At 62.6% G+C, this 15463-nt stretch carries 19 protein-coding genes and 1 tRNA gene; 5 read left to right on the top strand and 15 right to left on the bottom strand.

Annotated features, from left to right (window positions below):
- Nucleotides 1-11: 11 nt before the first annotated feature.
- Nucleotides 12-88 (bottom strand) — tRNA-Pro (locus tag MESS4_RS15885).
- A gap of 154 nt (nt 89-242) precedes the next feature.
- Nucleotides 243-524, bottom strand: coding sequence for a helix-turn-helix transcriptional regulator (locus MESS4_RS15880; protein ID WP_006332659.1), 282 nt, complete (start codon nt 522-524; stop codon nt 243-245).
- A 307-nt stretch (nt 525-831) separates the two neighbouring features.
- Here MESS4_RS15880 and MESS4_RS15875 point away from each other — a divergent pair, with 307 nt between their 5' ends.
- The 3 genes from MESS4_RS15875 to MESS4_RS15865 all read left to right on the top strand — a co-directional run bounded on the left by MESS4_RS15875 (nt 832) and on the right by MESS4_RS15865 (nt 2355).
- Nucleotides 832-1446 carry a hypothetical protein gene (locus MESS4_RS15875; RefSeq protein ID WP_006332658.1) on the top strand — a complete coding sequence of 205 codons (615 nt, stop codon included), beginning with the start codon at nt 832-834 and terminating at the stop codon, nt 1444-1446.
- 169 nt (nt 1447-1615) lie between these two features.
- Nucleotides 1616-1810, top strand: a complete 195-nt coding sequence (locus MESS4_RS15870) for a hypothetical protein (protein ID WP_036241431.1) — start codon at nt 1616-1618, stop codon at nt 1808-1810.
- Nucleotides 1811-2079: 269 nt separating this feature from the next.
- Nucleotides 2080-2355: a hypothetical protein gene (locus tag MESS4_RS15865; protein WP_006332652.1), complete on the top strand. Its 276-nt coding sequence runs from the start codon at nt 2080-2082 to the stop codon at nt 2353-2355.
- Between the two features lie 75 nt (nt 2356-2430).
- Here MESS4_RS15865 and MESS4_RS15860 read toward each other — a convergent pair whose 3' ends face one another.
- From MESS4_RS15860 to MESS4_RS15830, 7 genes are all read right to left on the bottom strand, one after another.
- Nucleotides 2431-2733, bottom strand: a complete 303-nt coding sequence (locus MESS4_RS15860; protein ID WP_006332650.1) for a hypothetical protein — start codon at nt 2731-2733, stop codon at nt 2431-2433.
- A 121-nt stretch (nt 2734-2854) separates the two neighbouring features.
- The gene (locus MESS4_RS15855) at nt 2855-3397 is read right to left on the bottom strand and encodes a MerR family transcriptional regulator (RefSeq protein WP_006332648.1); all 543 of its coding nucleotides are present in this window, start codon (nt 3395-3397) and stop codon (nt 2855-2857) included.
- A 259-nt stretch (nt 3398-3656) separates the two neighbouring features.
- Nucleotides 3657-3980 carry an integration host factor subunit alpha gene (locus MESS4_RS15850; RefSeq protein ID WP_006332646.1) on the bottom strand — a complete coding sequence of 108 codons (324 nt, stop codon included), beginning with the start codon at nt 3978-3980 and terminating at the stop codon, nt 3657-3659.
- A gap of 103 nt (nt 3981-4083) precedes the next feature.
- Complete coding sequence (locus tag MESS4_RS15845) at nt 4084-5055, bottom strand: beta-ketoacyl-ACP synthase III (RefSeq protein ID WP_036241429.1); 972 nt, start codon at nt 5053-5055, stop codon at nt 4084-4086.
- Between the two features lie 9 nt (nt 5056-5064).
- Nucleotides 5065-6135: a phosphate acyltransferase PlsX gene (gene plsX, locus MESS4_RS15840; RefSeq protein WP_006332642.1), complete on the bottom strand. Its 1071-nt coding sequence runs from the start codon at nt 6133-6135 to the stop codon at nt 5065-5067.
- A gap of 130 nt (nt 6136-6265) precedes the next feature.
- Nucleotides 6266-6814 carry a YceD family protein gene (locus tag MESS4_RS15835; RefSeq protein WP_006332639.1) on the bottom strand — a complete coding sequence of 183 codons (549 nt, stop codon included), beginning with the start codon at nt 6812-6814 and terminating at the stop codon, nt 6266-6268.
- Nucleotides 6815-6825: 11 nt separating this feature from the next.
- Nucleotides 6826-7368 (bottom strand): ubiquinol-cytochrome C chaperone family protein, encoded by a 543-nt coding sequence (locus MESS4_RS15830; protein ID WP_006332637.1) that lies wholly within the window; start codon nt 7366-7368, stop codon nt 6826-6828.
- A 115-nt stretch (nt 7369-7483) separates the two neighbouring features.
- Between MESS4_RS15830 and MESS4_RS15825 the strand changes: the two genes are divergently transcribed.
- Nucleotides 7484-8008: an outer membrane protein assembly factor BamE gene (locus tag MESS4_RS15825; protein ID WP_006332635.1), complete on the top strand. Its 525-nt coding sequence runs from the start codon at nt 7484-7486 to the stop codon at nt 8006-8008.
- Between the two features lie 100 nt (nt 8009-8108).
- Here MESS4_RS15825 and MESS4_RS15820 read toward each other — a convergent pair whose 3' ends face one another.
- Nucleotides 8109-10250: a sodium-translocating pyrophosphatase gene (locus MESS4_RS15820; protein WP_006332634.1), complete on the bottom strand. Its 2142-nt coding sequence runs from the start codon at nt 10248-10250 to the stop codon at nt 8109-8111.
- Between the two features lie 234 nt (nt 10251-10484).
- Complete coding sequence (locus tag MESS4_RS15815) at nt 10485-10985, bottom strand: DUF2165 domain-containing protein (RefSeq protein WP_006332632.1); 501 nt, start codon at nt 10983-10985, stop codon at nt 10485-10487.
- Between MESS4_RS15815 and MESS4_RS15810 the strand changes: the two genes are divergently transcribed.
- Nucleotides 10984-11298 carry a hypothetical protein gene (locus MESS4_RS15810; RefSeq protein WP_157385603.1) on the top strand — a complete coding sequence of 105 codons (315 nt, stop codon included), beginning with the start codon at nt 10984-10986 and terminating at the stop codon, nt 11296-11298. The genes MESS4_RS15815 and MESS4_RS15810 overlap by 2 nt on opposite strands.
- A 23-nt stretch (nt 11299-11321) precedes the next feature.
- On the opposite strand, the gene MESS4_RS15805 is transcribed toward MESS4_RS15810, so the two are convergent.
- From MESS4_RS15805 to MESS4_RS15785, 4 genes are all read right to left on the bottom strand, one after another.
- The gene (locus MESS4_RS15805; RefSeq protein ID WP_006332628.1) at nt 11322-12071 is read right to left on the bottom strand and encodes an ABC transporter permease; all 750 of its coding nucleotides are present in this window, start codon (nt 12069-12071) and stop codon (nt 11322-11324) included.
- Nucleotides 12068-13006 carry an ABC transporter ATP-binding protein gene (locus MESS4_RS15800; protein WP_006332626.1) on the bottom strand — a complete coding sequence of 313 codons (939 nt, stop codon included), beginning with the start codon at nt 13004-13006 and terminating at the stop codon, nt 12068-12070. Before MESS4_RS15800 ends, MESS4_RS15805 begins: the two co-directional genes overlap by 4 nt.
- Entirely contained in the window at nt 13003-14166 is a 1164-nt protein-coding gene (locus MESS4_RS15795; protein ID WP_006332624.1) for an ABC transporter permease, read from the bottom strand. The genes MESS4_RS15800 and MESS4_RS15795 overlap by 4 nt, the downstream gene beginning before the upstream one ends.
- Nucleotides 14167-14526: 360 nt before the next feature.
- Nucleotides 14527-15438: an ABC transporter substrate-binding protein gene (locus MESS4_RS15785; RefSeq protein ID WP_006332620.1), complete on the bottom strand. Its 912-nt coding sequence runs from the start codon at nt 15436-15438 to the stop codon at nt 14527-14529.
- Nucleotides 15439-15463: the final 25 nt, after the last annotated feature.

The following is a 15463-nucleotide window of genomic DNA, read 5'->3' as shown; positions in this document are numbered from 1 at the left end:
AGTCTTGAAAATGGTCGGAGTGGCCGGATTCGAACCGACGACCCCTTGACCCCCAGTCAAGTGCGCTACCGGGCTGCGCTACACTCCGGACCGGTCGCGATGTATCTTGATAACCTGCTTGGGGTCAACCAAATTCGGCGCCTGTCGCGCCAATGTCCAGCGCTGGATTTGAAGCCCCGCAAAGAACTTCAAATCCAAAAGCGCTGCAGGTAGCTTTTAGGCGGCCCCAGGCGTCGCAATTATCAGACGGATCGATTTTCCGGGGGTTGCGCCAGCACGGGCGGATTGATCAGCGCACTTTCCGGAAGCCGAAGTGCTGTGGCGATGCGCCGAAGCTTCGATGGGTCGGCATCCCTGCCGTTCTCGATGTCCGCGATCTCATTGATGGACAGGCCGCATGTCAGGGACAGCTCTTCCAGGCTGTATCCCCTGGTTTCCCGGATGGCTCGGAGGGCGCTGTGATCGGGCGCAATCTCGGTTGCCGCCAGTTCGGAGAAGGTATCGCGTTTTGCTATGTTGGACATTGGCAACTCCGTGGGCTGAAAGAGTTTTGGTCAAATCATGTTGTTGCCTGAGACGGCGGGAGAATGCCCTCTTATCGACAGTTTGCCAAGCACCAAAAAACCCGTCACGGCATCGTGATGCCAGCCCGAAAAATCGGCCGGCACCGACCTCATGGCGCCGATATGGAGTGCCATGCCGATCAAGTTGTTTTGAAGGGTCGAGAGCCGAATTGTTCAACGGTTTTGCGCCGCTCGCTCGTTAGGCGATTGTCGCTGGCTTGCCAACGATTTGGCCATTTCCGGCCAGCTTTTTGAAAGGATCGGATCCATGGACTTGAAGACAATTGTTGTGGTGCTCGGCACGATTTCCGGCTTTGCCGGGAGCACCATGGCCGCCGCTCGGGCGGCCGATACCGTACGGGTGCGCGGCACGGTGGTCAGTTTCGAACCGTCACTGCTCACCGTGAAGACACGGGAAGGCGGCACCGACGCCATCAAGCTGGCCACGAACTGGAATATCTCCGGCGTCGCCAAGGCGTCGGCCGAAGACATCAAGCAGGGCGACTTCGTCGGCATCGCTTCTGTCGCGAAGGCGGATGGCGGCAGCGGGGCGCTCGAAGTGGTGATCTTCCCCGCTGCCCTCAAAGGGACCGGCGAAGGCGATCGTCCTTGGGATCTTCAGCCCAACAGCCGGATGACCAACGGCACCATTGCCGACGTGACTGAAATCAACGGCCGGACGGTGACCCTGACCTACGACAATGGCCAGAAGAAAGAGATCGCCATACCGCAATCGACGCCGATCGTGACCTTCGCCGCGGCGACACCGGCGGATCTCAAACCCGGTGCGATGGTCTTCGTCACCGCCGGGCGCGGCAGCGACGGCACGCTGGTTGCCAGCCGGGTCGTGGTCGGAAACAACGGTGTCGTCCCGCCGATGTGAGGGGTCGTTCCCATAAGGTGGAGGGCCTTCAGACACAAGCCAGAAACAAAATTCTACACTCCGGAAAAACTGTCGAAAAATTCCGGGGCGATAGTCCTGCCGCGGCGCTCAGTCACCGACTTCAATCAGTGACGTTGAAACGCGGTCCGCGCAAAAAGGAAAATTAGTCATGAAGAAGTCCCTTCTGTCCGCTCTCGGACTCGCAGTCGCACTTGCCGTCTCGATGCCGATCATCGGCGCCAGCAGCGCCGATGCCGCGCCGCTGCATGCAAAGCATCACCGCCACTATCATCATCGCCACCACGTCCGCCATCATCACCGGCACCACCATCACCACAAGAAGATGGTGGAGAAGAAGGCTTAAGCCGACTTTCCCGACAGGAAGGCCGGCCTTGGGTTTTCGACAAAAGCCGGTCTTCCTGACGGGTTTTGCCGTATCAAACACGGCATGATGGCAGAGCCTCAATTCCACACCGAGAAACCGCCTCGATATCGATCGCGCGATTTTTTTGAACCGACGCGTGAACCTTTCCGCTCTGGGCCGCACTAAACCGGCATGGACGCCAAGAAGGCGATCCCCAACCAGAAGGACGCCAGCACGGCGATCCTCGATCCAGAGAAGGAAATGCTCAAATGACCAACATCTCGAACTTCAAGCGTCTCTCGTTCGCCGCGGCCATCGTCGTCTCGGCCTTTGGCTCGGTTTCCATGCCGAACGCGGCCTTCGCCAACGGCACCCATCCGAGCGGCGGCGGCGCCGTGTGCAAGGGCTCCGGCCCCTGTCTGGTGCTGCAGCTCGACTGCAAGGGAACCTATACCGACGCCACCGACAAGAACGGCACCGTCTACGGCAAGTGCAGCCAGCTGATGAAGGTCGACCCGAAGAGCAAGATCAAGCTCGCTCGCTGATCGACTGTCACTGACGGAAATGGCGGCCGTCGGCGCGACGGCCGCCATTTTCTTTTTGCCCTTTACCGGATTGAGCTAGCGTCGGCTGAGCAGCAAGCTGGCAACCAGCCCGACCACAACCAACCCGACGGCGGCTGCCGTGGCCGGATGATCGCGCGCCGTTTTCTCGATCGCCCTGCCTTGCTTCCTGATCGCGGGCAGAGCGTCGCCGAGATATCCGGCAAGGTGCGAATAGTAGTCCGACGCGGCGTCGCGCCCGTCCTCGTAATAGGCGCCGCCCCGTCTGGACAGGGCTTTCCTCAGCGCCGCCAGTTCCCTGGAGAGAGCTGCGACCTGCTTTTCAAGGTCGATGTCGGAGATGTTCGAAAGCGATGCCATGGCAGGGTTCCTTCATTTGCAGAAGGAATCGTAACGCATGACCTCCAAGACCGTTCCGGTTTGGGAGACGGCCGCCGGCCCTTAAAGCGCGGCGCGCTCAAACGGATTCATGCGACGCGCTTTAGCGCACCTGATCGAGTAGGCGCTTGCATTCCAGAAGATCGAACAGCGCCTCCTGCAGCAAAGCGCGATTGTCGCGCGAGAGCTTCGACGTATCCGGCTGGACCGGGCCTTCCTCGTCGCTCTTGCCCAGGCCGAAAAAGCGGCGGCTCGGTTTCACCTTGGGTTGGCCGACAAGCATCTCGTCGTCCGCGCCGCGCGGCTGGGCGCTTGGCGTCAGCGGCACCGCGTCGGCCTGCCTGCGCTGCGAGATCGCCTCGACGGCCGCCATGTCGCCATTGCCGATGGCGACCAGGAAATGGTTGCCGTTCTCGCGCAGCAACTTCTGCACGCCCTTGATAGTGTAGCCCTGGTCGTAGAGCATATGACGAATGCCCTTGATCAGTTCGACATCCTGCGGCCGGTAGTAGCGGCGGCCGCCGCCGCGCTTCATTGGCTTGATCTGGTTGAAACGCGTTTCCCAGAAACGCAGCACATGCTGCGGCAGATCGAGATCTTCCGCGACCTCGCTGATGGTGCGGAAAGCATCGGGGCTCTTGTCCATGGGCAAAATCCTCACGCTAGAGCATGATCCCCGAACCGAAGGTCAGCGTAGCAAAAAGTGGGGAACCGGCCTTCGGACACGATCATGCTCAACAAAGAACCATTCCGATCCGGCCGTCCTGCCGAATCGGGCCCCATTTCAGCGGTTTATGAAACAACATTCAAGCCCGGCGTCAAAGGGGCAGCGGTTTTCAACCGAAGCTTGAAGCGATCCGGGATCTGAAAGCCCGCGACGACGACGGACACCAGCCGCTTTCGGGCTATCTGCCGCCCTTGGCCTTGCTGCTCTGGTGGGAGCGCAGGATGCGGCTCTTCAGTACGTTGGACGATTTGAAGGTCATCACACGGCGCGGCAGGATCGGCACTTCTTCACCGGTCTTGGGATTGCGCCCGATGCGCTCGTTCTTGGAACGGACATGGAATGTCGCGAAAGACGACAGTTTCACCGTCTCGCCGCGGACGATCGCGTCGCAAATTTCGTCCAGAACCGCTTCGACGAGTTCAGCCGATTCAGTACGCGACAAGCCGACCTTGCGGTAAACGGCTTCAGCAAGGTCGGCGCGCGTAAGTGTCTTTCCCCCCATGCGAACCGTCCCATCAGCTCAAAAACATAAATCGATACAAGCAAAGGCAGAGCCTAAGTAATTGATCCGTCAAGGTCAAGGACCGAACCTGTCCGTTCGGCACTTACCAGCGGAGCAAAACCGCGCCCCAGGTGAAACCACCGCCCATCGCCTCGAGCAGCACCAGATCGCCCTTCTGGATGCGCCCATCGGCAACGGCCGCCGAGAGGGCCAGCGGCACGGAAGCCGCTGAGGTGTTACCGTGCAAATCGACCGTAACCACCACCTTTTGCTCAGCTATCCCGAGCTTTTTAGCGGAAGCGTCAATAATCCGTTTATTGGCCTGATGCGGCACGAACCAGTCGAGATCCTCAGCGGTGATGCCGGCCGCCGAGAACGTCGCCTCGATGACATCGGTGATCATGCCGACCGCATGCTTGAACACTTCGCGGCCTTCCATTCTGAGATGCCCAACAGTTCCGGTGGTCGACGGTCCGCCGTCGACGTAGAGCTTGTCCTTGTGGGTGCCGTCGGAGCGCAGGCTGGCCGCCAGCACGCCGCGATCGGCGATGCTGCCCGCTCCCTCTCCCGCTTCCAGGACCATGGCGCCGGCACCGTCGCCGAACAGGACGCAGGTCGAGCGGTCGCTCCAGTCGAGAATGCGCGAGAAGGTTTCCGAGCCGATCACCAGGACCCGTTTGGCCAGGCCGCCGCGGATATAAAGATCAGCGGTCGTCACCGCATAGACGAAGCCCGAGCACACCGCCTGCAGGTCGAAGGCAAAGCCATGATGCATGCCCAGCCGGTTCTGGATCTCGACGGCGGTCGCCGGAAAGGTGTTGTTGGGCGTCGAGGTCGCCAGCACGATCAGGTCGATGTCGTCAGGCGTCAGGCCGGCATCGTCGAGGGCGGCGCGCGCCGCCGCCTCGCCGAGCGAAGCCGTCGTCTCGTCGTCGGCCGCGATATGGCGCTGGCGGATGCCGGTGCGCTGAGCGATCCATTCGTCCGACGTCTCGACCATGCCTTCGAAATCGGCATTCTTCATGATGCGGCGGGGCAGCGCGGCACCCATGCCGCGCACGACTGATCTGATCAATGCTTTTTCCTATTCCTTTGCGTCGGCAACGACGTCGGATTTCCTGTTGGTCTGGGCATGCGGATTGCGCGCATGGAACAGGTCGAGATCGGCCTCGATGCGGTCGAGCAGATTGTTGCGCACCATATCGTAGCCGAGCTCGATCGCCGCCGCGAAGCCATCCGAATCAGCCCCGCCATGACTTTTCACCACAATGCCGTTCAGCCCCAGGAAGACGCCGCCGTTGGAGCGGCCAACATCCATCTTTTCACGCAGGCGATCGAAGGCACCCTTGGCAAAAATATAGCCGATCCTGGCCATCAGCGTCCTGTTCATCGCTGTGCGCAGGTAACCGGCGATCTGTCTTACCGTGCCTTCCGCCGTCTTCAGCGCGATGTTGCCGGCGAATCCTTCGGTGACGACCACGTCGACGGCGCCCTTGCCGATGTCGTCGCCTTCGACGAAGCCGTGGTAGTTCATCGAGGCCATGTTGGCCTCGCGCAGCATGCGACCCGCCTCCTTGACCTCTTCCTGGCCCTTGATCTCCTCGACACCGACATTGAGCAGGCCGACGCTCGGCCGTTCGATGCCGAAAACCGAGCGCGCCATGCCGGTGCCCAGAATCGCAAAATCAATCAGCTGATGCGCGTCGGCGCCGATGGTGGCGCCAACGTCCAGCACCACGCTTTCGCCGCGCAATGTCGGCCAAAGTGCGGCGATCGCCGGGCGATCTATCGTCGCCATGGTGCGCAGGCAGAATTTCGACATCGCCATCAAGGCGCCGGTGTTGCCGGCCGAGATACAGGCGTCAGCGGTGCCTGATTTGACCGCCTCGACCGCTTTCCACATCGACGACTTCCAGCGGCCATGGCGCAGCGCCTGGCTCGGCTTGTCGTCCATCCTGACCGATATCTCGCAGTGGATGAACTCGCTCACCTGCGCCAGCTTGGGGAATTTGGCGAGCTCGGGGCGCACCGCCTCCTCACGACCATAAATGACGAAGCGGATGTCGGGACGCCGGGTCGCGACCGTCATGAGCGCCGGGATAACCACGCTTGGTCCGTGATCGCCGCCCATGGCATCGATGGAAATCCTGATCACGCGGTATTCATCTCACGTTTTGCTTGAGCGAGCGCCTGGCGCTTGCGATGGTTCGGGGCTCGCGAAGGTTCGGCGAAAATAGCGTTTTTGGGCTGCCGCACAACCGGCTTTTCTCCGATTGGAGTGGCTTTTAGGATTTTCCCAGCAGGGAACGCAGCTTTTGCTGGAATTCGTTCTCCGTGGGCTCGGCATCGCCGGCGGCCTCCAGCGACACGCCTTGCTTGCGCGGATAGGGGTCGATCGCCAGTCCAAAGAACTGTTCGGCAAGCGCCCCGACATCGATCGTGTCGCCGGAAAAAGTTTCGGGACCGTCCGGCCCTTCGGCGTCGAGCAGGATTTCGCCGCCACCCTCGAAACCCTGCCGCCCGAGCTTGGACTCTTGCGGTAGAAACAGTGCCTCGACCGCCTCGTCGACATGGGCCTCGACGGGATCGAGGGTGACGATACAGGCCTGCGTGATGTCAGCCTCGACACGACCGCTGACCTTCACGCCGTTGCGCTTCCATGGCGTCACCAGAAGGTCGGCGCGGTAGTTTTCGACCGAAAGCAGATCGTGTTCGCTGGCAAGTGCCGCGCGCTGCCCGGCATCGGCGTCGATCACCACCGGCAGCCCCTTTTGCGGCAGGCGGGCGACATTCGCCACGAAGGACACGGGGCTATGGGTGTCAGCATCTTTCATCTTCCTCTCCTTTAGCCTGATTTGGCCACAGGAAAAGTCACCGTACCGGAAACGATCGATTCGGCCGGCCGTTCCGCGAGATGCCTGTCGGCCTCGACCACGTAGCTTGCCAGTTGCGCGGCTTGCGGCCAAACGCCGGCATCCGGCCTGACATTGCGGGCAAGAGCGGCGGCAAGCGCGTCGTCGTCGTTTCGTTCCAGGGCGTCGTCATAGGCTGCCGTGCGGCCATAGAACATCTTCGCCAGTTTCTTCATGCGTTTCGGCACGCCGACATCGCCGATGCCCAGTTCCCGCAGCGAATGCTCGACATCCAGGAAGAACTCGTCGATCAGCACCTGTGCGACCTCTCCGGCAGCACCTTGCTGACCGCGCAGCCGGTGCTGAAGCAGGAACATGTGCAGCGACAGCATCTCGAAACGGCCGAGCGGCGTGTCCGGTACATTCCAGTCGGAATAAAACACGGTTTGCCGCGCGGATGCCACGATTTGTGCGTAAAGCGCCTCGGTGATAGCGCGGTTGGCGTGACGTTCGCGACCAAAAAGGCGCTGGAACATTTGAGGGTGGTCTCCCGGGGACCGTTTGTTGAAATGGCCTTGTTGCATCGGCAAGCAAGCTGGTTTACCGGTTTTGCGGCCCAGCGCAAGTTGCGGCAGTTTGAAGGAGTTGTTGTTGCGCGCGCTGAAATTCAAGTCGATTTTTCTGCCCAGGTCCGCCAGCGTGATTTCGCTGCTGGTGGTCGCTTCCGCGCTTTCCGCCTGCAATTCGTCCAAGATGGTCGGCGATCTCAATCCGAGCGAGACGCTGACTCAGGGTTATGTGATCGACCAGCAGGCGATCGACTCGGTTCCGGTCGGCTCCAGCCGCGAACAGGTGCTGCTGGCGCTCGGCACGCCGTCGACGACAGCCACATTCGACAATGAGGCCTTCTATTACATTTCGCAGACGCGCAAGCGTTACGTCGCCTTCGACAAGCCGCGTCTGGTCGACCAGAAAGTGCTGGCGGTGTATTTCGGCGAGGACGGGCGCGTCACCCAGATCGCCAATTACGGCATGAAGGACGGCAAGGTGTTCGACTTCATCTCGCGCACCACGCCGACCGGCGGCAAGGACCAGAACTTCCTCAGCCAGATCATCAACGGCGCCAGCAAGCTGGCACCCGGCATCCCCGGCGGCGGATCGTCGCCCGGCATGTGATCCCTGCCCGGCGCTTCGCCGCGCGGCATCAGAATCAGGCAACAAAAAACCCGCCGGATCGCTCCGGCGGGTTTTTGTTTGGACCGATAGTCCTGTGTGGTCAGCCGTGCGCGAGCACGGCCAGAAGCAGCAGGGCGACAATGTTGGTGATCTTGATCGCGGGGTTGACCGCCGGGCCGGCGGTGTCCTTGTAGGGATCGCCAACCGTATCGCCGGTCACCGAGGCCTTGTGCGCCTCGGAACCCTTGAGATGCCTGACGCCGTCCTTGTCGACAAAGCCGTCCTCGAACGACTTCTTCGCGTTGTCCCAGGCGCCGCCGCCGGAGGTCATCGAGATGGCGACGAACAGGCCATTGACGATGACGCCGAGCAGCGAGGCGCCAAGTGCTGCAAAGGCCGAGGCCTTCGAGCCCGAGATCAGCAGCACGCCGAAATAAACGACGAGCGGCGCCAGCACCGGCAGCAGCGACGGGATGATCATCTCCCGGATCGCCGCCTTGGTCAGAAGGTCGACCGCACGCGCGTAGTTCGGCTTCGACGTGCCGGCCATGATGCCCGGATCCTCGCGGAACTGCTTGCGCACTTCCTCGACGATGGCGCCCGCCGCACGGCCGACGGCCGTCATGGCGATGCCGCCGAACAGATAGGGGATCATGCCGCCGAAGATCAGGCCGGCGACGACGTAAGGATTGGAGAGGTCGAAGGAGACCTCGCCCATGCCCTGGAAGTAGGGATATTTGTCGCCATTGGCGGCAAAGAACTTCAGGTCGTTCGAGTAGGCCGCGAACAGCACCAGCGCGCCGAGACCGGCCGAACCGATGGCGTAGCCCTTGGTCACCGCCTTGGTGGTGTTGCCGACCGCGTCGAGCGCGTCGGTCGAGTGGCGCACTTCCTTGGGCAGGCCGGCCATTTCGGCGATGCCGCCGGCATTGTCGGTGACCGGACCGAAGGCGTCGAGGGCGACGATCATGCCGGCGAGGCCGAGCATCGTGGTGACCGCGATCGCAGTGCCGTAGAGGCCGGCAAGCTGGTAGGTGGAGATGATGCCGCCGACGATGACGATCGCCGGAAGCGCCGTCGATTCCAGCGACACCGCAAGGCCCTGGATGACGTTGGTGCCGTGACCGGTCACCGACGCCTGGGCAATGGAGTTCACCGGGCGCTTGTTGGTGCCGGTGTAGTATTCGGTGATCACCACGATGAGGCCGGTCACCAACAGGCCGATCAGGCCGCAGAAGAACAGGTTCTTGCCGGTAATGGTCATGCCGGCGACGGTGCCGATCTCGCCCCAGCCGAGCGTTACCGAGGTGGCGACGCCGAGCCCGACGATGGACAGCAGGCCAGTGACGATCAGCCCCTTGTAGAGCGCGCCCATGATCGAGCCGTTGGAGCCGAGCTTGACGAAGAAAGTGCCGACGATCGAGGTCAGGATGCAGGCGCCGCAGATGGCCAGCGGATAGAGCATCGTGGCGCCGAGAACGGCCGTGCCGCCGAAGAAGATGGCGGCGAGAACCATGGTGGCGACCACGGTCACGGCATAGGTCTCGAACAGGTCGGCGGCCATGCCGGCGCAGTCGCCGACATTGTCACCGACATTGTCGGCGATGGTGGCCGGGTTGCGCGGATCGTCTTCGGGAATGCCGGCTTCGACCTTGCCGACGAGATCGCCGCCGACGTCGGCGCCCTTGGTGAAGATGCCGCCGCCGAGACGGGCGAAGATCGAGATCAGCGAGGCGCCGAAGCCGAGCGAAACCAGCGAGTCGATGACGATGCGGTCGTTGGGCTGAAGCCCCATGAAGTGGGTCAGGATCAAATAATAGATCGAAACGCCAAGCAGGGCCAGGCCAGCAACCAGCATGCCGGTAATGGCGCCCGACTTGAAGGCGATCTCGAGGCCGGCTGCGAGGCTGTTGGAAGCCGCCTGCGCCGTGCGCACATTGGCGCGCACCGAAACATGCATGCCGATGAAGCCGGCCGCACCCGACAGCACCGCGCCGATAAGGAAGCCGATGGCGGCGGTGATCGAAAGCAGCCACCAGGCGAGCAGCAGCACGACCACGCCGACGATGGCGATGGTGGTGTACTGGCGCGCCAGATAGGCCTGCGCGCCTTCGCGGATGGCCGCGGAGATTTCCTGCATGCGTGCATTGCCTTGGTCGGCCGCAAGGACCGAACGTGTCGCCCAGATGGCGTAAAGGACCGAAAGCAGGCCGCAGGCGATGACGGCGGAAATGATGGTCATTGCCGAATTTTCCTCGATTGATGGCCCAAAAGAACCCCTCCCTGGGCCGTTGAGACGGGAAGCGGATTCCGCCAAGCGGAATCCGCTTCCTTCGCATCGGCTTATGCGAAACAGGGCTGCGAACGTCAAGATATTGTTCGGTTTTTGCCCGGCTTTCGCCCAAAAGTGGTAGGGGACGGCATGCCCTTCGGCGATGCCGCTCGATTAGATCGATTGAAATCAGCTGGGACCTGCTCAGCTTTTGCGCAGGTCACTGTCAGGCTGGATAACGAAAATCAGCACCGCCAGCATGGTCATGTAGAACATGAACGCCTTCTGCTGGCCGTTCCAGATGCTGGACTGCCACATGGCGAACCACTCGCCGCCCACCACCATGAAACCGAAGTACCAGATCAGAAAGCCCAGGGTGGCGGCAAGGACCGCGAATTTCTTGGCGTCGTTGAAAGCCTGCCCGCTGGCATTGCGCGCTTGCCACAAATTCAAGGCGGCGATCAGATAGAGCAGGCAGGTCAGCGCCTCGCCGAGGATGATCAGCCAGTAGCCCGCCGTCCACAGCGACGGGTTGGTGATCGAGCGATACATCAGCGCGTTGCCGGGAAAGGTGGTGTCCATGCTCAGCACGTGCTGGACAAAAGCAAAGTTTGAACCGTAATCGGTGATGTTGCCGAAAGCGACGAGGAAGGCGAAAACCGCCAGACACAGACACATGACGATCTTGGAGAAACGCAAGGTCATGGCGAGAACTCCTGCAGAAAGATCGGGGCATCGGACAAATCAATCGCCGAGTCCCGAAGATTGCGCAACGGGGGGGCCGGCGATCATCGCACTCACAGCCGTCGCAAGACATTATGCCAGCAAGCAAGGCATCGCCGAGGCTGTCGAAGCGCTGGATCTCGGCAGCGATTGCGCCACGGGTGATCTTGTCTCGTTGGTGCAAGCCGGCACGCGACATGATTTCGCGATCATCCGCCGCCGCTGGACCGTCGGCGAAGGCGGCGTCCGGCTCGAGCTGACGCTAGACCACCCGGCCCGTTCGAGCGGACAATGAACCAATAGGATCGCGCCGAAAGGCTACGCCGTCTCCTGCCCCATGCGGCGCGCTGTATAGCGCTCGATCGCCGACAACCCGTCATAGATCAGCACGGCAAGGGCCGCGACGATCAGGCCCCCCTGCAGGACAAAGGCGAGATTGTTCGACAGCAGGCCGGCGATGATCACCTCACCCAAGGTCTTGGCCGCCACCGTCGAGCCGATCGTCGCGGTAGCCAAGCTGATAACCACCGACAGCCGGATGCCGCCGAGGATGATCGGCGCGCTGAGCGGCAGCTCGACCTTGATCAGCCTTTGCCAGCCGGTCATGCCGGCGCCACGCGCTGCTTCCACCACATTGCCGGGAAGCGTCGTCAGGCCGGTCAGCGCGTTTTCGAAGATCGGCAGCAGGCCATAGAGAAACAGCGCGATCAGCGTCGGCTTGTCGCCGAAGCCGACGGCCGGCACGGCCAGCGCCAGCACCGCCACCGGCGGAAAGGTCTGGCCGATATTGACCAGGCTGCGCGACAGCGGCAGGAATTCGACGCCGGCCGGCCTGGTGACCAGGATGGCCAGCGCCACCGCGACGATGGTCGCGGCGACCGTGGCGATCAGCACCGTCCTCAGATGCAGCAGCGTCAATGTCAAAAGGCTGCCCTGATTGTAGATCGCCGGCGCGTTGTTCTCGGTCAGCGGCTTCAGCAGCGGTTCGAACCAGCTTGGATTGGTCACGAAGGCGACCAGCAATACCACCAGCGCAAGCCTGAGCAGCGATGGGAGCCAGGCCTTCATGCCGGCCTCGCCGCGCGCTTTACCAGCCCGTCCACGGTGACGCGGCCGAGCGGCTTGCCGTCATCGCCTTTCACCGGCAGCGCCGGGCGGCCGGACCACAGCAACTCGGCCAATGCGTCGCGCTGGCTGGCGTCGCCGGGGATCGCCTCGCCTTCGGCGGTCCCCTTCTCCACCGCGTCGCGCACGCGGCCAAGCGACAGCAGGCGGAACGGTTTTTCGCTGGCGCCGACCAGCGTCTCGACGAAGGCGCTGGCCGGCTTCGCCAGGATCTCGGCCGGCTTGGCATATTGCACCAGCTTGCCGGCATCCATGACCGCGATCTTGCCGCCCATATGCACCGCCTCCTCCATGTCGTGGGTGACGAGGATGATGGTGGTGCCGAAGCGCTTCTGGATCGCCAGCAGATCCTCCTGCGCCTTGTTGCGGATGATCGGGTCCAGCGCACCAAATGGTTCGTCCATCAACAGCACGTTGGGCTCGGCGGCGAGCGCGCGGGCAACGCCGACGCGTTGCTGCTGACCGCCGGAAAGCTCGTGCGGATAGCGCGGCCCGAACGCCTCGGGGTCGAGCTGGTAGAGGGTCATCAACTCTTCGACGCGGGCCTTGATGCGAGCCTTGTCCCAGCCGAGCAGCACCGGGACTGTGGCGATGTTCTGCGCCACCGTGCGGTGCGGGAACAGGCCGTGGCCCTGGATGGCGTAGCCGATGCTGCGGCGCAGCTCGTAGCCGGGCAGCGAACGGTTGTCGGCGCCGTCGAGCTTGATGACGCCTGAGGTCGGCTCGACCAGGCGGTTGATCATGCGTAGCAGCGTCGTCTTGCCGGAGCCGGAAGTGCCGACAATCACGGCGATGGTGCGTGGTTCTATCACCATCGACACGTCGTCGACGACGGTCGTCGCGTCATAGCGCTTGGTAATGCCTTCGATCTCGATCATGCCGTTTCAACCCTGCGCTTGGTGGCGGTCATTTCGATCACTGCGTCGAGGATGATGGCCGCGGCAAAGGCCAGCGCCACCGTCGGTACGGCGCCGAGCAGCACCAGATCCATCGCCGTCTGGCCGACGCCCTGGAACACGAACACGCCGAAGCCGCCGCCGCCGATCAGCGCTGCAATGGTGGCGAGGCCGATGTTCTGCACCAAGACGATGCGGATGCCGGTGAGGATGACCGGAAAGGCCAGCGGAAATTCGACGCCGAACAGGCGTTGGCGATCGGTCATGCCCATGCCGCGGGCGGCGTCGTTGGCGGCGCGCGGCACGCCGGCAAGGCCGACCACGGTGTTGGCCACCACCGGCAACAGCGAATAGAGGAACAGCGCGACGAAGGCGGGCGCGGTGCCGATGCCGCGAATGCCGAGGGAAGCCGCCCCCGGCACATGCGTGGCGACCCAGCCGAGCGGCGCGATCAGCAGGCCAAACAGTGCGATGGAAGGGATGGTCTGGATGATGTTGAGCACATTCAGCACGCCGGCGCGCAATTTCTCGACGCGGTGGCAGAGGATGCCGAGCGGCAGACCAACGACCACCGCCGCCGCCAGCGAGCCCAGCGCCAGCGTCACATGCTTGGAGCCTTCCGCCCAGAAACTGTCGGCACGGTTGGCATATTCCTTGAGGATCGACAGGCTGTTCCAGCTTCCCGAGACCAGCAGAAGGCCGATCGCCGCTGCTGCGAGGACGAGGACGCCGACGCGCGCCTGAGGCGACAAGTTCAGCCTTGTCAGCACATCGGCGAGCAAAAGCGTGAAGGCGAAGATGAGCAGCCAGAACCCTGAGGCGGGCGAAATGCGCGCGAAGGTATTGCCCTCGGGCGTCAGGAAGCTGCCGGCAAAACCAATCAGGATCGCAAGGGCTGCGAGTGCGACCACGCTCGCCGCTAGGCGCAGAAGGAGCGACGTTTTGAGCAGCGCGATGATTGCCGCGATCACCACGATCGCCAGCAGCAAGGGGCCGACCGCCACCGGCAGAGATTCAAGGATCGAGCGCGCCTCGCCGGGCACGATGCGATTGGCGCGAAAAGTGGCGAAGGGGGCGAGGAACGCCGCATAGGCTACGATCAAGGCGATGACCACGCCGAGCTTGTCGAAGCGGAGGGTCATCGGAGCCTCCCGAACGGGGGGATCGATAGCTTCTTGGAGAACGCTTGTCTAGCAGCCTTGGAGATTGGCGAAAGCCAAAGTGCCATCCGATCTCCCCCCTTGCGGGGGAGATGCCCGGTAGGGCAGAGGGGGGTGGGAAGGATCGCCAACTTTCGAGCGTGGGCTTGCTTGAGAGGAACCCCGACAAAGGACATGGCTACGATTGGCTGATAGGCCGGCGGGACAGCACCCCCCTCTGTCCTGCCGGACATCTCCCCCGCAAGGGGGGAGATCGGCAGTTCCGCCAACCGCTCCCTCTCGATGACTTTGAGGGGGAGACGGTAGGCAGGCCAGAGAGGAATGCTACGCACGGGTGGCGGACTACTTCAAAAACCCGTTCTTCTTCAAAAAGTCCTCGGCGACGCCCTTGACCGGCTCACCGCCGACCTGCACGCGGCCATTCAGTTCCTGCAGCGTGACCAGGTCGAGCTTGGCGAAGACCGGTTTCAGCAGCGCCTCGATTTCCGGGTGCTCCTTCAGCACCGCCTCGCGGATGATCGGCGCCGGCTGGTAGACCGGCTGCACGCCCTTGTCGTCGTCGAGCACGACCAGGCCGGAGGGCGCGATGCCGCCGTCGGTGCCGTAGACCATGGCGGCGTTGGCGCCATTGGTCTGGTTCGCGGCCGCGGCAATGGTCGCGGCAGTGTCGCCGCCCGATAGCGTGATCAGCTGGTCGGGTTTCAGCGTGAAGCCGTAGGTGGTCTGGAATGCCGGAAGTGCTGCCGCCGAATTGACGAATTCGGCCGAGGCGGCCAGCACGACCTGGCCACCGCCAGAGACATATTTGCCGAAGTCGGTGAGCGTCGCCAGCTTGTTCTCGTCGGCGACCTCCTTGCGCAGCGCGATCGCCCAGGTGTTGTTGGCCGGCGACGGCGACAGCCAGACGATCTTGTTGGCGTCATAATCGAGTTTTTTCGCTGACTCATAGGCCTTGGCGGCATCCTTCCAGACCGGATCGTCGGCCTTCTCGAAGAAGAAGGCGGCATTGCCGGTATATTCCGGATAGATATCGATCTCGCCGGCCGTGATCGCCTTGCGCACCACCGGGGTGCCGCCGAGTTGGATGCGGTCGGTCGTCTGGATGTTGTTGGCGTTCAGCACCAGTTGGATGATGTTGCCGAGCACGCCGCCCTCAGTGTCGATCTTCGACGACACCACCACCTGGGCGCTGGCGGACGCTGCTGTGATGCCGAGCGCCAGTGCCGCGCCGGCCAGAAGCTTGATTGAAAACATGGTGAAATCCCTTGCTGTGAACCGG

The sequence above is a fragment of the Mesorhizobium sp. STM 4661 genome, from assembly GCF_000359125.1.
Taxonomy (GTDB): domain Bacteria; phylum Pseudomonadota; class Alphaproteobacteria; order Rhizobiales; family Rhizobiaceae; genus Mesorhizobium.
Note: the sequence above shows the minus strand (reverse complement) of the source record. Positions and strands in the feature narration are given on the sequence as shown.

Bases quoted from the DNA above. Each gene is read 5' to 3' on its own strand.
- MESS4_RS15880 (WP_006332659.1), bottom strand. From the start codon at position 524: ATGTCCAACATAGCAAAACGCGATACCTTCTCCGAACTGGCGGCAACC.
- MESS4_RS15875 (WP_006332658.1), top strand. From the start codon at position 832: ATGGACTTGAAGACAATTGTTGTGGTGCTCGGCACGATTTCCGGCTTT.
- MESS4_RS15870 (WP_036241431.1), top strand. From the start codon at position 1,616: ATGAAGAAGTCCCTTCTGTCCGCTCTCGGACTCGCAGTCGCACTTGCC.
- MESS4_RS15865 (WP_006332652.1), top strand. From the start codon at position 2,080: ATGACCAACATCTCGAACTTCAAGCGTCTCTCGTTCGCCGCGGCCATC.
- MESS4_RS15860 (WP_006332650.1), bottom strand. From the start codon at position 2,733: ATGGCATCGCTTTCGAACATCTCCGACATCGACCTTGAAAAGCAGGTC.
- MESS4_RS15855 (WP_006332648.1), bottom strand. From the start codon at position 3,397: ATGGACAAGAGCCCCGATGCTTTCCGCACCATCAGCGAGGTCGCGGAA.
- MESS4_RS15850 (WP_006332646.1), bottom strand. From the start codon at position 3,980: ATGGGGGGAAAGACACTTACGCGCGCCGACCTTGCTGAAGCCGTTTAC.
- MESS4_RS15835 (WP_006332639.1), bottom strand. From the start codon at position 6,814: ATGAAAGATGCTGACACCCATAGCCCCGTGTCCTTCGTGGCGAATGTC.
- MESS4_RS15830 (WP_006332637.1), bottom strand. From the start codon at position 7,368: ATGTTCCAGCGCCTTTTTGGTCGCGAACGTCACGCCAACCGCGCTATC.
- MESS4_RS15820 (WP_006332634.1), bottom strand. From the start codon at position 10,250: ATGACCATCATTTCCGCCGTCATCGCCTGCGGCCTGCTTTCGGTCCTT.
- MESS4_RS15810 (WP_157385603.1), top strand. From the start codon at position 10,984: ATGGCGAGAACTCCTGCAGAAAGATCGGGGCATCGGACAAATCAATCG.
- MESS4_RS15815 (WP_006332632.1), bottom strand. From the start codon at position 10,985: ATGACCTTGCGTTTCTCCAAGATCGTCATGTGTCTGTGTCTGGCGGTT.
- MESS4_RS15805 (WP_006332628.1), bottom strand. From the start codon at position 12,071: ATGAAGGCCTGGCTCCCATCGCTGCTCAGGCTTGCGCTGGTGGTATTG.
- MESS4_RS15800 (WP_006332626.1), bottom strand. From the start codon at position 13,006: ATGATCGAGATCGAAGGCATTACCAAGCGCTATGACGCGACGACCGTC.
- MESS4_RS15795 (WP_006332624.1), bottom strand. From the start codon at position 14,166: ATGACCCTCCGCTTCGACAAGCTCGGCGTGGTCATCGCCTTGATCGTA.
- MESS4_RS15785 (WP_006332620.1), bottom strand. From the start codon at position 15,438: ATGTTTTCAATCAAGCTTCTGGCCGGCGCGGCACTGGCGCTCGGCATC.